General features: G+C 58.1%; 12 protein-coding genes. 11 read left to right on the forward strand and 1 reads right to left on the reverse strand.

Translation table 11 applies throughout. From position 1 onward, the window contains the following. Positions 1 to 4 precede the first annotated feature (4 nt). From ACB028_RS10355 to luxS, 5 genes are all read left to right on the forward strand, one after another. On the forward strand, positions 5 to 2,113 hold the full coding sequence (locus ACB028_RS10355) for a prepilin-type N-terminal cleavage/methylation domain-containing protein (RefSeq protein WP_371144215.1): 2,109 nt from the start codon (positions 5 to 7) through the stop codon (positions 2,111 to 2,113). 73 nt (positions 2,114 to 2,186) lie between these two features. Beyond that, positions 2,187 to 3,809, forward strand: coding sequence for an NAD+ synthase (locus tag ACB028_RS10360; protein ID WP_371144216.1), 1,623 nt, complete (start codon positions 2,187 to 2,189; stop codon positions 3,807 to 3,809). Between the two features lie 9 nt (positions 3,810 to 3,818). Then, entirely contained in the window at positions 3,819 to 4,157 is a 339-nt protein-coding gene (gene glnB / locus ACB028_RS10365; protein ID WP_026455772.1) for a nitrogen regulatory protein P-II, read from the forward strand. A gap of 5 nt (positions 4,158 to 4,162) precedes the next feature. Next, on the forward strand, positions 4,163 to 4,756 hold the full coding sequence (locus ACB028_RS10370; protein WP_061476378.1) for a transglycosylase SLT domain-containing protein: 594 nt from the start codon (positions 4,163 to 4,165) through the stop codon (positions 4,754 to 4,756). A gap of 18 nt (positions 4,757 to 4,774) precedes the next feature. Continuing rightward, positions 4,775 to 5,284 carry an S-ribosylhomocysteine lyase gene (gene luxS, locus ACB028_RS10375; RefSeq protein WP_371144217.1) on the forward strand — a complete coding sequence of 170 codons (510 nt, stop codon included), beginning with the start codon at positions 4,775 to 4,777 and terminating at the stop codon, positions 5,282 to 5,284. A gap of 307 nt (positions 5,285 to 5,591) precedes the next feature. Here luxS and ACB028_RS10380 read toward each other — a convergent pair whose 3' ends face one another. Next, entirely contained in the window at positions 5,592 to 6,224 is a 633-nt protein-coding gene (locus tag ACB028_RS10380) for a type II secretion system protein (RefSeq protein WP_371144218.1), read from the reverse strand. A 43-nt stretch (positions 6,225 to 6,267) separates the two neighbouring features. On the opposite strand from ACB028_RS10380, the gene ACB028_RS10385 reads away from it, so the two are divergent. From ACB028_RS10385 to ACB028_RS10410, 6 genes are all read left to right on the forward strand, one after another. Then, positions 6,268 to 7,047 (forward strand): TatD family hydrolase, encoded by a 780-nt coding sequence (locus ACB028_RS10385; RefSeq protein WP_371144219.1) that lies wholly within the window; start codon positions 6,268 to 6,270, stop codon positions 7,045 to 7,047. Between the two features lie 216 nt (positions 7,048 to 7,263). Next, positions 7,264 to 8,538, forward strand: a complete 1,275-nt coding sequence (locus ACB028_RS10390; RefSeq protein WP_061476227.1) for a NupC/NupG family nucleoside CNT transporter — start codon at positions 7,264 to 7,266, stop codon at positions 8,536 to 8,538. Positions 8,539 to 8,662: 124 nt separating this feature from the next. Then, positions 8,663 to 8,833 (forward strand): XapX domain-containing protein, encoded by a 171-nt coding sequence (locus ACB028_RS10395; RefSeq protein ID WP_005340467.1) that lies wholly within the window; start codon positions 8,663 to 8,665, stop codon positions 8,831 to 8,833. Between the two features lie 390 nt (positions 8,834 to 9,223). After that, the gene (gene deoC, locus ACB028_RS10400) at positions 9,224 to 9,997 is read left to right on the forward strand and encodes a deoxyribose-phosphate aldolase (protein WP_371144220.1); all 774 of its coding nucleotides are present in this window, start codon (positions 9,224 to 9,226) and stop codon (positions 9,995 to 9,997) included. A 106-nt stretch (positions 9,998 to 10,103) separates the two neighbouring features. Next, the gene (gene deoA / locus ACB028_RS10405; protein WP_026458151.1) at positions 10,104 to 11,435 is read left to right on the forward strand and encodes a thymidine phosphorylase; all 1,332 of its coding nucleotides are present in this window, start codon (positions 10,104 to 10,106) and stop codon (positions 11,433 to 11,435) included. A 14-nt stretch (positions 11,436 to 11,449) separates the two neighbouring features. After that, the gene (locus ACB028_RS10410) at positions 11,450 to 12,658 is read left to right on the forward strand and encodes a phosphopentomutase (protein ID WP_371144221.1); all 1,209 of its coding nucleotides are present in this window, start codon (positions 11,450 to 11,452) and stop codon (positions 12,656 to 12,658) included. Positions 12,659 to 12,697 lie beyond the last annotated feature (39 nt).

The raw sequence follows: 12,697 nt of genomic DNA on the forward strand, positions 1-12,697 counted from the left end.
ATCTATGAAACCGCACAAGGGATTTGGGCTGTTGGAGATTTTGATCACCCTGGTTCTGCTTGGGGTGGGTGTGGCAGGTCTGGTGGCCATGTCTCGCTCATTGCTCAATACCTCCCAGGATAGTCGCCGCTACGAGGTGGCCATGCGGCTGGCCGAGTCACAACTCGATGCGTTTCGCACCTTCAACGGGGTGGTGAGTGCGGTTTCGCCGCTCACGGCCTACAACAACATAACGGCGGGCACCAGTTCGGCCACTCCCGCCGATGGCGGGGGGACTTATGCCCTGAGTTGGACCGTCAGCAACCAGTACTGGAATGGTTCTGCCTGGCAGACCACGATCCCGGCGGGTTATTTGTTCTCCTATCCTGGCCGAAAGGTAGTCAATGTGACCGTCAGCTGGAGCGACAGCGTCGGGCAGGCTCATTCCTTGCTGCTCTCCGGGGCCGTGTCGCCGGCGGAGTCGCTGACTCAGAATCAGTTCAACGGCGGGCTGGATACCAGTCGCGAGCCGCCCCACGTGGTCTATACCCCCGGAGTTGCGCCTGATGTCATCTCCATCCAGATCGATCAGGAGGGTCGCAAGCAGGAGACCAGCAAGCCGCTGCCGACCGTGACTTCCAAGGATGGTGCGGTTGGCAAGCTGGTGCAGTTCGAGACGGTCACCTACAAGCCCGACAATGGCGGCAACACCCAGCAGGTGCTGCAGGATCTGGCCTCGGTTTCTTGCTCCTGTACCTATGGCTCGAGCATAAACGCTTATCTGCCCGGCCAGGCCACCCTGACCAGCAGCAATTTGCTTTATTGGAATGCGGGTTCCCAGGTGATCAAGCAGACAGGGGTACTCAACAGCAGCGTCAAGGATCAACCGGCCCTCTGTACCAGTTGCTGCAAGGATCACTTCGATGGCAGTGGCAGCAGTTTCGACCAGTTTTACTCGCCGCTTCATACCAGCCGGCAGCGCTACAGCACCTCCCTTTCATCGGTCAATAGCGGGAATTATGTCGATGCCTGCCGCTTTGTCCGGCTCGATGGCTACTATCGTCCCCTGCCGGACTGGAATCTGATCAAAGTCATAGTGACCAGCGCCGACTTCCTCGCCAAGGCTGAGAACCAGACCAGCTATCAGAACTACATCAAGTACGTTGTTACCACTTATGTTACCTGGCAGAAGAACACTCTCAACTGGACTTCGAACCCCACGGCAACGCCCCCCTCGATCATTGAATTTGCCGACTGGCTGCCTACCAACGCGGCAGCGGGAGGAGACACCAGCACCAAGATCACCATGAACACGGGGACGGCCCAGCTGATTGCCCGCGGTATCTATGTGGATGTGCTCTCGCCAGACAATCTCGCGAAGCTTGATCTGACATCACAGGATCTGTTGGCCCGGATCCCGTTTCAGGACATCAACCTGACCATGCTGGCGGAGTGGAGCCTGGTGCCCCTGAATGGCCAGCTCACCGGCAGTACCTCTGATTACGTGGGAGTGACCAACGAGACGGTCAAGACGGTGGTTGATCTCAGCAACTACTACTTTGGCAGTTACAGCCGTGGTTATTTGTCGGCCAAGAAGAGCACCAAGGATGCGTCCAACGTGTTACAGAGTGCCTCGATCAAGGTAACCGCCTATCAGGGGAACTCGGGGATCACCGCTTCGCTCATCTCTCCGGTGGATCAGAGCGAGGCCAAGAGTGCCACCATGCCGGTGGCGATCGATACCAGCTCCCAGACGGTGCCGACCCTGACCGTATCGGGACGAATCGAGTGTCTTGAGCAGGGCAATGGGCAAAATGCCACTCCAGAGTCCTGTAAGGCCAACACGTTCAGCGGGCTGACAGTCACTACGACAACCACGGGAGCCACCTGTCGTATCGATGTGCCAAAAACCAACAACCAGCCCGCTACATACGTTTGTTCTGCCGCACAAAACAGTAATCTGGTTGTGAATTTATCCTATAGCGCTCAGGGCAATAAAACCTACTTGTTGAAGCCGGCCTCCCTCAGTATCGCCATGACGCCGCCTGCCAGTGGCCAGGTGATCACGGGCCCCTGTGCCCTGCTGGTGGACAACGGAGTCAGCAATGCGGCGAACCTGACTTGTACCCCCTGAACCTCGGGCGCTGGCACAGCCAGCGCCTTTTCTTTATCATTCCCCATCATTTTTGATTTTAAGATGCATCGCCATGGCAAAAGCCCTCTCTCTGATGCTTGCCCAGTTGAATCTGACGGTAGGCGCCATCGAAGAAAACTGTGACAAGGTGCTGGCTGCGGCCGCCGAGGCAGATCGGCAAGAGGCCGATCTGCTGGTCTGCTCCGAGCTGGCTCTGACCGGCTATCCGCCGGAAGATCTGCTGCTGCGCAGTGATCTCATGCTCCGGGTTGATGCCGTGCTAGCTCGAATTGCAGCCTGGGCAGGCAACTGCGCCATTCTGGTGGGGCACCCCTGGCGGGAAGGAGAGGCACTTTACAACGCCGCCTCCCTCTACGAGCAGGGCAAGCTGGTGGCGCGCTACTTCAAGCAGGATCTGCCCAACTACGGGGTGTTTGACGAGAAGCGTTACTTCACGGCAGGCACCGAGACATGTGTCGTGCCGTTCCGTGGTCATCAGTTGGGTCTGCTTATCTGCGAAGACCTCTGGCAAGCAGGCCCGGCGCTGGCCGCCAGGACGGCGGGAGCCGAGCTGCTGCTCACCATCAATGCCTCACCCTACGATCAGGAGAAACCCTGGATCCGCCGCGAGCTGATGGCGGAGCGCTGCGATCAGACCGGCGTACCGCTGATTTACCTCAATCAGGTGTGTGGCCAGGATGAGCTGATCTTCGACGGCTGCTCAAAAGTCTTCAATAGCCATGGCGAGCTGACTCACAGGCTGGCGCCGTTTGCCGAAGAGCTGGCGCTGGTACGCTTTGCCGATGGTGAGCCGGTGAAAGAGTGGGAACCGGCTGCGCCGCTGGATCCTTTGGCCGAAACCTATCAGGCGTTGGTGCTGGCGGTACGGGACTACGTCACCAAAAACGGCTTTCAGGGCGCCGTGCTGGGGCTTTCCGGCGGTATTGACTCTGCCCTGACTCTGGCGATTGCGGCCGATGCCATCGGTGCCGATAAGGTGCAGGCGGTGATGATGCCATTTCGCTATACCGCCCAGATGAGCGTGGAAGATGCCAAGGAGCAGGCCGAGCGGATGGGTGTTGAATTCAACATCATCTCCATCGAGCCCATGTTCGAAGGGTTTATGGGTCAGCTGGCTCCCCTGTTTGAAGGCACGGCTCGCGATACCACCGAAGAGAACCTGCAAGCTCGCTGCCGCGGCGTGCTCTTGATGGCGCTCTCCAACAAGCGTCGTCGCATTGTGCTCACCACCGGTAACAAGAGCGAGATGGCGGTGGGTTATGCCACCCTGTATGGCGACATGGCCGGCGGTTTCGACGTGCTTAAAGACGTGTCCAAGACCCTGGTCTTCAAACTGTGCGAATACCGTAATTCGGTCGATTATGTGATCCCCCAGCGGGTCATCGACCGTCCCCCTTCGGCAGAATTGGCGCCGGATCAGGTGGATCAGGACAGCCTGCCTCCCTATGACATCCTGGATGCCATCCTCAAGCGCTACGTCGAAGAGGATGCCTCGGTTGCCGACATGGTGGCCGAAGGGTTCGAAGAGGCGGTGGTGCGAAAGGTGATCCGTCTGGTGGATCTCAACGAATACAAGCGCCGTCAGGCCGCAGTCGGTCCCCGCATCACGGCCCGCAACTTTGGTAAGGATCGCCGTTACCCCATCACATCCGGGTTTGGCAAACAGAACTGGTAAGGAGTCACCATGAAGAAGATTGAAGCCATCATCAAACCGTTCAAGCTGGACGATGTGCGCGAGGCTCTGGCCGAGATCGGCATCAACGGCATGACGGTATCCGAAGTCAAAGGTTTTGGCCGCCAGAAGGGGCACACCGAGCTTTATCGCGGTGCCGAATACATGGTGGACTTTCTGCCGAAAGTGAAGCTGGAACTGGTGGTGCAGGATGAGGATCTCGATGCCTGCCTGGAAGCGATCCAGAACACCGCCCGCACCGGCAAGATTGGTGACGGCAAGATCTTCGTCTGTGACGTGGAGCGGGTCATTCGTATCCGTACTGGCGAAGAGAACGAAGACGCCATCTGATGTGGATGCGCCTCGTTGTGGTGGCAGGCCTGTTGGCTGGCCTGACCGCCTGTAGTAGCCGGCCGCCGGCCCAGCCGGAAAACCTGTGCCAGATCTTTCGCGAGAAGCCTGACTGGCATGAGGCGGCCCTCAAGATGAACGAGAAGTGGGGTACCCCGATCCAGGTGGTCATGGCCATGATGTATCAGGAGTCCTCCTTCGTACATGACGCCCAGCCGCCCATGGAGTATTTCCTCTTCATCCCGACCGGGCGGGCCAGTTCCGCCTATGGCTACGCTCAGGTGAAAGATGAAACCTGGGCTGATTACCAGCGGGAAACCGGCAACAGCTGGAGTGACCGGGACGATTTTGCCGACGCCATCGATTTTATGGGCTGGTACACTCACAAAGCCCAGCGGCTGAACGGCACCTCCAAGTGGGATGCGTATGGCCAGTATCTCAACTATCACGAAGGGTGGGGTGGCTACCGGCGTGGCAGCTATCGAAGCAAGGGCTGGTTGATGAAAACCTCCCGCAAGGTAGAGGCCCGAGCCCAACGCTACGGCGCCCAGTATCGACAATGCAAGGATCAGCTCTCCACCGGGGGCTGGTTCTGGTAACCCAATCAGGAGTCAGAAATGCCGTTATTGGACAGTTTTACCGTTGACCACACCCGTATGGAAGCCCCAGCGGTACGCGTGGCCAAGACCATGCAGACCCCGAACAAGGACACCATTACCGTGTTCGACCTGCGTTTCTGTGTGCCCAACCAGGAGATCCTCTCCGAGCGTGGCATCCATACCCTCGAGCACCTGTTTGCCGGTTTCATGCGCGATCACCTGAACGGTAACGGGGTCGAGATCATCGACATCTCCCCCATGGGTTGTCGCACCGGCTTTTACATGAGTCTGATTGGTGCGCCGGACGAGGCGCGGGTGGGGGTGGCTTGGCAGGCGGCCATGAGCGACGTGCTGACAGTGCAGGATCAGAAGCAGATCCCCGAGCTTAACGAGTACCAGTGCGGTACCTTCAGCATGCACTCTCTGGAAGAGGCGCACGCCATCGCCCGTCACGTGCTGGAACGGGGGATCGGGGTCAACCGCAATGACGAGCTTGCCCTGCCTGAAGAGAAGCTCAAGAGCCTCTAAGCCGGGTATATGCCTCGTAAAATCAATCCAGAGAAGCCGGTCAGCACTGCTGCCCGGCTTTTTTATTGGCACTGATGTGGGCAGACTGGCAGCTTGTTCAGCGAGTGTTCTCTGGTAGCATGGTGTTCGACTGAACAAGAAAAGAGGGATGCTATGAGCATGAAAGGAGTCTTGCTGCGTTGGTTGGCCCGTTACGACGCATGGTGCGAAGAGTGGGGGCTCACACCGCAAAACCGGCGCTGCTGCACGCCGGTGCGTTACGATGAGGAGTCATCAAAAGATCAGTCGGAAAAGACCTCTTCTTCCTCTAGTCAAAATTGCGAGTCACGGCACCGGTAACGCTGTTGTACTCAAAGCCGAGGCCGTTTTCATAATCTGAACCAGTCTGGAAGCGGCCCATCGAGTCGCGCAGGATATAGCGGCAGTTGTAATGCATCTCATCACCCTCCTCCTCATCAGGATGTCCCGGGCCAACCATGTCCGAAAGATAGTCCGCCTGCTTTTTGATGTCATCAGGTTGGTTGGTAGAAGCTACCGTCTGGTCGCCATCAAGGAGGTCGGTAAACAGCAAACGGCAATCCGATTGATTGCTGACCGAGATATGGTTTCCTGAACCGGGTTGATAGGGAGTATTGGCGGGTTGGTTGTAATCCTCTTCGGAGCCTGACGGCCATCCGTAGCGATTGATGTCCGACTTGCCCTCCCCATGGCTTCCCAAATTGTAAAGTGCGACCGCCTCTCCCTTGGTGGCAACAGCCCATCCTGCATGAGCCAGCTGCACCGCACTGGCAAAACTCCCCGCCGTCGCCGCGACACTGCTTCTTAACGCATCATCCTTGATATTGATAAAGCGGGGCAGGGCGATGACTGCCAGAATACCCAGCACTATGATGACCAGTACCAGCTCAATCAGGGTAAAACCATGGTGTCTGTGTTTCATTGTGTTGAATGACCCATTAAATACCGCAAATAGGTGTAGTGATATGCAGCTGATTGACAGTCATTGCCATCTCGACTTTCCCGTCTTCGATAAGGACAGGGAGGTGTTACTGGCAAATTGCCGACAGCTTGGGATCCGGGAGTATATCATCCCTGCCATCGCTGAGGATAACTGGGAGCGGGTAATGGCTTTGGCAGGCCAGCATGCCGATATTTTCTATGGCTTGGGCATTCACCCCTGGTATGCCGGCGCACAGCAGGAAGGGGTGATGGAACGGCTGCGGATGCTGGTGGCTCGCCGCCCGGCCGGGTTGGTGGCAATAGGCGAGTGTGGGCTGGATCTGCGTTCCCATGTCCCCCAGGAGGGGCAGCTGGAGCTATTTGAGGCGCAAATCAGGTTGGCTTGTGAATATGAGCTGCCATTAATCGTGCACTCGGTACGGGCCAATGACACGGTTGCCAAACTATTGCGTCGTTTCAAACCTGCCAGAGGGGGGGTGATTCATGCGTTCAGCGGCTCCCGGCAGCAAGCCGACACTTTCTGGCAGATGGGATTTCGCTTGGGGGTCGGTGGGGTGATCAGTTATGAGCGGGCCAACAAAACCCGTGAGGCATTTCGTGATATGCCGCTTTCATCTCTGTTGCTGGAAACCGATGCGCCCGACATGCCGTTGCAAGGGGACCAGGGGCAGCGCAATACCCCTGCGTCATTAGTAAAAATAGTGACTACTCTGGCTTCAATAAGAGAGGAAGGTATGGTGGATGTTGCAATGGTGTTGCATGAATCTGCCCTTGAACTTTTCCATCCCGAGCGTCAATGCTGAAACATATATGCAACAAGGCTTTTGGGCGGCAGAAAAAAAAATGAGCGTAAAAATCGTTTGCCGTCTACTTTTGTGACAATCGATCATTTTGACACTGATAAAATGTGACCAGCATTCTATTTTAAAGGCCTTTAATTAGTATAATGCGCTCCCCTTGATTAGCGGCTTGAGGTTACAAGTTGCTAACAAGATAGGTGCTACTAGAGGAAGATAATAATGAGCTTAATCATGGGTCTGGTGGGGATGGCAACGCTCGTCCTTATCGCGGTGCTGTTCTCCAGCAATCGCAAGGCAATTAACGTACGTACCGTACTGGGTGCGTTCGCAATTCAAGCCGGTCTGGGCGCTTTCGTGCTCTATGTACCGGTAGGTCGCGATATTCTGGTGGGCGTATCCGACGCCGTATCCAGTGTGATCAGCTATGGCCAGAACGGCATCGACTTCCTGTTCGGTGGTCTGGTCAGCAACAAGATGTTTGAAGTATTCGGCGGCGGTGGCTTCGTGTTTGCTTTCCGTGTTCTGCCGGTCATCATCTTCTTCTCTTCCCTGATCGCAGTGCTCTATTATCTGGGCATCATGCAGGTGGTGATCAAGCTGCTGGGCGGTGGCCTGCAGAAAGTGCTGGGTACCTCCCGCACCGAATCCCTCTCTGCTACTGCCAACATCTTCGTGGGCCAGACTGAAGCCCCGCTGGTAGTTCGTCCTTACATCTCCAAGATGACCGACTCCGAGCTGTTTGCCGTCATGTGTGGTGGTCTGGCTTCCGTAGCCGGCTCCGTACTGGCCGGTTACGCCTCCATGGGCGTCAAGATGGAGTACCTGATTGCCGCATCCTTCATGGCTGCTCCGGGTGGTCTGCTGTTCGCCAAGCTGCTGGTGCCCGAGACCGAGACCCCGAACTACGATGAAAGCGCCGCCGATGCCGAGCTGGATGACAAACCGGCCAACGTGATCGACGCTGCCGCTGCCGGTGCCTCTGCCGGTATGCAACTGGCCCTGAACGTAGGTGCCATGCTACTGGCGTTCATCGGCCTGATCGCCATGATCAACGGTATCTTCTCCGGTGTGGGTGGCTGGTTTGGCATGCCCGAGCTCTCTCTGGAGCTTATCCTGGGCTGGATCTTCTCCCCGCTGGCCTTCCTGATCGGTGTGCCCTGGAACGAAGCCGTGGTTGCCGGTTCCTTCATCGGCCAGAAGCTGGTGGTGAACGAATTCGTGGCGTACCTGAACTTTGCTCCGTACCTGAAAGATGAGCTGCTGATCAATGGCGCCGTCATGTCCGATCACACCAAGGCCATCATCTCCTTCGCTCTGTGCGGCTTTGCCAACCTCTCCTCTGTTGCCATCCTGCTGGGTGGTCTGGGGTCCATGGCACCGAACCGCCGCGGCACCATTGCACGATTTGGTCTGAAAGCCGTACTGGCCGGCTCTCTGTCCAACCTGATGTCTGCCACTATCGCAGGCTTCTTCCTGGCGCTGTCCGGCATGTAATATCGCCTGACCAGACAGGTATAAACACAAACGCCACGGCATCTGCCGTGGCGTTTGTGTATGGGGCGGTGACAACCGTTTTCCTATCTAAACTAATAATAAAATGAGTCAAATCGGAGGTTTTATGAATGAAGTGCTACTGGCGATGGTGGCCGGCTTTATCGTTGGCTTGTTGTTTTCTTTCCTCAAATTGCCCATCCCCGCGCCGCCGGTCTTGTCCGGGGTGATGGGGATCGTGGGGGTCTATCTGGGTGGCTTGGCCTACTCCTGGATCCTCACCCGTTTCTTCTCGTAAGGCGTTTTCTACCCGGATTTGCCAGATGTGAGATACCTCTGAAAATGGCAAATCCGGCTTGCAAACACGGGGTATCTCGGCTGAAATAGGCATTGCCAGCAGGGTGCTGGCATTGACTAATGCCCGATGAAATCGGGTGTTGGCGGTCAAATGGAATTGATTGGGAAGTCGGGTCAGATGTTGTCGGCCTTTCTCAAGTCTTCATGGAACCAAGTCCGCACTTTTGTAAGAAAGTGACAGGGCTCTTGCCTTATTTGCAGCCAGCTATGCCTTTGCATACGCGCTGTAATTCCATTCCCGTATCCTTGGGAGCCGAGTCTTGCCGGTTGCGTTGCAACAAGCAGGCCTTTGCCCCGGGATCCGGACTACTTAGAGACTTTGGAGAACAGAATGACTGATCTGAAACTGGCCGCCCAGCGCGCCCTGAACCTGATGGACCTGACTACCCTGAACGACGATGACACCGATCAGAAAGTGATCGACCTGTGTCACAAGGCCAAGTCTCCGGCCGGTCTGACCGCCGCCGTCTGTATCTATCCCCGTTTCATTCCCATCGCTCGCAAGACCCTGCGTGACATCGGCGCCGCCGACGTGCGCATTGCGACCGTGACCAACTTCCCCCATGGCAACGACGACATCGAGATCGCCGTGGCCGAAACCCGCGCCGCCGTCGCTTACGGTGCCGACGAAGTGGACGTGGTGTTCCCGTACCGCGCCTTCATGGCGGGCAATGAACAGATCGGTTTCGATCTGGTCAAAGCCTGTAAGGCAGCCTGTGGCGCCGATGTGCTGCTGAAAGTGATCATCGAGACCGGCGAGTTGAAGGAAGAGGCGTTGATCCGTCGTGCTTCCGAGATCTGTATCGATGCCGGTGCCGACTTCATCAAGACCTCCACCGGCAAGGTGCCGGTCAATGCGACCCCGGAAGCGGCACGCATCATGATGGAAGTGATCAAGGCCAAGAACCCGAAAGTGGGCTTCAAGCCTGCCGGTGGCGTGAAAGACGCGGCCGTTGCCGACCAGTACCTCGCCATGGCCGAAGAGATCCTGGGCAAGGACTGGGTATCCGCCCGAACCTTCCGCTTCGGTGCCTCCAGCCTGCTGGCCAGCCTGCTGGCGACCCTGGGTCACGGCGAAAAGCCGGCCAACACCAGCGGTTACTAAGTTGACCCGAGAGGGCGAGCCCGGCTCGCCCTGTTATGCCCGGCCACATGGCCTGTGGCAGGGCGTCCGGCTTTTGTAACGCCAGTCATGGCGGAGGGAATGAAAGATGTTTTTGCCTCAAGAAATTATTCGCAAGAAGCGCAACGGCGAAGCGCTCAGTACCCAAGAGATTCAATTCTTCGTTCAGGGCATTACCAACAATACCATCGGCGAGGGCCAGATCGCGGCACTGGCGATGGCAGTCTATTTCCAGGATATGACCATGGATGAGCGGGTTGCCCTGACCTGCGCCATGCGCGACTCTGGCATGGTGCTGACCTGGGATCATCTGAACTTGGGCGGCCCCATCGTCGACAAGCACTCCACCGGTGGTGTGGGTGATGTCGTCTCCCTGATGCTTGGCCCCATGGTCGCGGCCTGCGGCGGTTTCGTACCTATGATCTCTGGCCGTGGTCTGGGCCACACCGGCGGTACCCTGGACAAGCTGGATGCCATCCCGGGCTACCAGACCTCGGTCGACAACGACCGTTTCCTGAAGGTGGTGAAAGAGGCGGGGGTGGCCATCATCGGCCAGACCGGCGATCTGGCCCCTGCCGACAAGCGTATCTATGCGGTACGCGACATCACAGCCACCGTCGAATCCATCGCCATGATCACCGGCTCCATCCTCTCCAAGAAGCTGGCCTCAGGGCTGGAAGCGCTGGTGATGGACGTCAAGGTGGGCTCCGGCGCCTTCATGCCGACCTTTGAGGCATCCGAAGAGCTGGCGAAGAGCATCGTCGCCGTGGCCAATGGGGCCGGTTGCCGCACTTCTGCGCTCCTGACCGACATGAACCAGGTGTTGGCCTCCAGCGCCGGCAACGCGGTGGAAGTGCGCGAAGCTGTGCGCTACCTGACCGGTGAATACCGCAACCCGCGGATCCATGAAGTGACCATGGCCCTGTGTACCGAGATGTTGATCTCCGCCGGGCTTGCCAGCAATGATGTCGATGCCCGCGCCAAGCTGCAGGCAGTGCTGGACAACGGCAAGGCGGCCGAGATCTTCGGCCGCATGGTGACCGGTCTGGGTGGCCCGTCCGACTTCATGGAACGTTATGACGCTTACCTGCCCAAGGCTGCCATCGTGCGCCCGGTTTACGCGGCCAACGCCGGTTTCGTCACCGCCATGGACACCCGTGAACTGGGCCTGGCTGTAGTAGCCATGGGCGGCGGTCGCCGCGCAGCCGGCGACAAACTCGATTACGCGGTCGGTCTGACCGACTTTATTCGCCTGGGTCAGAGCGTCGATGCAGACAAGCCGCTCGCCCTGATCCACGCTCAAACTGAAGAGCAATTCGCTCAGGCTGCCGGCATGGTGCAGGCAGCCGTCAAGATCGGTGACACCCGACCAGAGGCGCTGCCCGAGGTCTACCGTCGCATCGGTCTGGCTGATTTGTAACAAGGGGAAGTCCCATGAAACGTACCTTTATTCTGATGATGGACTCTTTCGGTATTGGCGCTGCCGCCGATGCCGACAAGTTCGGAGATGTGGGCGCCAACACCCTTGGCCATATCGCCAAAGCCTGTGCCTCCGGCGAGATCGAGGGCCGTGGCCCGCTCAACCTTCCGAACCTCAACAAGCTGGGTCTGGGCCACGCGGGTGAACTCGCTTCCGGCACCTTCCCGGCGGGTCTGAACAAGGAGATCGAGGTGGTCGGTGCCTACGGTTTCGCCCAGGAGCTCTCCTCCGGCAAGGACACCCCGTCCGGTCACTGGGAGATCGCCGGTGTGCCCGTGCTGTTCGAGTGGGGCTACTTCAAGGATCACCAGAACAGCTTCCCGCAGGAGCTGCTGGACGCCATTGTCGAGAAGGCCGGTCTGCCCGGGTATCTGGGCAACTGCCACGCCTCCGGCACCCAAGTGCTGGACGACTTGGGCGAAGAGCACATGCGCACCGGCAAGCCGATCCTCTACACCTCTGCCGACTCGGTGTTCCAGATTGCCTGCCACGAAGAGACCTACGGCCTCGAGAAGCTCTATGAGCTGTGCCACATCGTGCGCGAGCTGCTGGAGCCCTACAATATCGGCCGTGTCATCGCCCGTCCGTTCGTGGGCAGTGGCAAGGGTGACTTCAAGCGTACTGGCAACCGTCACGACTACTCGGTACTGCCGCCGGCGCCGACCGTACTGGACTACATGAAAGAAGCGGGTGGCCAGGTGGTTTCCATCGGCAAGATCGCCGACATCTATGCCCAGCAGGGCATCACCAAGCAAGTGAAGGGTACCGGCCTGACCGAGCTGTGGGATCGTACCCTGGAAGAGGTGAAGGCCGCAGGTGACAACACCATCGTCTTCACCAACTTCGTCGACTTCGACTCCTCCTATGGTCACCGCCGTGACGTGAAGGGCTACGCCGATGCACTGGAGTATTTCGACTCCCGTCTGCCGGAGCTGTTCGAGCTGATGCAGGATGGTGACGTGGTGGTGCTGACCGCTGACCACGGTTGCGATCCGACCTGGAGCGGCACCGACCACACCCGTGAATACATTCCGGTGCTGTGCTACGGCAAGCCGGTCAAGGCTGGCAGCGTCGGCCGTCGCGACACTTTCGCCGACATCGGCCAGAGCATCGCGGCCTACCATGGTCTGCCCAAGCTGGCATACGGTACCAGCTTCCTGTAAGTTACCCGCCCGCCGCCTCGGCGGCGGGCAAACCAATAA

Origin of the sequence: Aeromonas sp. S9(2024) (genome assembly GCF_041403185.1) — a bacterium.
GTDB lineage: Bacteria > Pseudomonadota > Gammaproteobacteria > Enterobacterales > Aeromonadaceae > Aeromonas > Aeromonas enteropelogenes.

Excerpts from the sequence above, each read along its gene's own strand:
- ACB028_RS10355 (WP_371144215.1), top strand. The coding sequence starts at position 5 with ATGAAACCGCACAAGGGATTTGGGCTGTTGGAGATTTTGATCACCCTG.
- ACB028_RS10360 (WP_371144216.1), top strand. The coding sequence starts at position 2,187 with ATGGCAAAAGCCCTCTCTCTGATGCTTGCCCAGTTGAATCTGACGGTA.
- glnB (WP_026455772.1), top strand. The coding sequence starts at position 3,819 with ATGAAGAAGATTGAAGCCATCATCAAACCGTTCAAGCTGGACGATGTG.
- ACB028_RS10370 (WP_061476378.1), top strand. The coding sequence starts at position 4,163 with ATGCGCCTCGTTGTGGTGGCAGGCCTGTTGGCTGGCCTGACCGCCTGT.
- luxS (WP_371144217.1), top strand. The coding sequence starts at position 4,775 with ATGCCGTTATTGGACAGTTTTACCGTTGACCACACCCGTATGGAAGCC.
- ACB028_RS10380 (WP_371144218.1), bottom strand. The coding sequence starts at position 6,224 with ATGAAACACAGACACCATGGTTTTACCCTGATTGAGCTGGTACTGGTC.
- ACB028_RS10385 (WP_371144219.1), top strand. The coding sequence starts at position 6,268 with ATGCAGCTGATTGACAGTCATTGCCATCTCGACTTTCCCGTCTTCGAT.
- ACB028_RS10390 (WP_061476227.1), top strand. The coding sequence starts at position 7,264 with ATGAGCTTAATCATGGGTCTGGTGGGGATGGCAACGCTCGTCCTTATC.
- ACB028_RS10395 (WP_005340467.1), top strand. The coding sequence starts at position 8,663 with ATGAATGAAGTGCTACTGGCGATGGTGGCCGGCTTTATCGTTGGCTTG.
- deoC (WP_371144220.1), top strand. The coding sequence starts at position 9,224 with ATGACTGATCTGAAACTGGCCGCCCAGCGCGCCCTGAACCTGATGGAC.
- deoA (WP_026458151.1), top strand. The coding sequence starts at position 10,104 with ATGTTTTTGCCTCAAGAAATTATTCGCAAGAAGCGCAACGGCGAAGCG.
- ACB028_RS10410 (WP_371144221.1), top strand. The coding sequence starts at position 11,450 with ATGAAACGTACCTTTATTCTGATGATGGACTCTTTCGGTATTGGCGCT.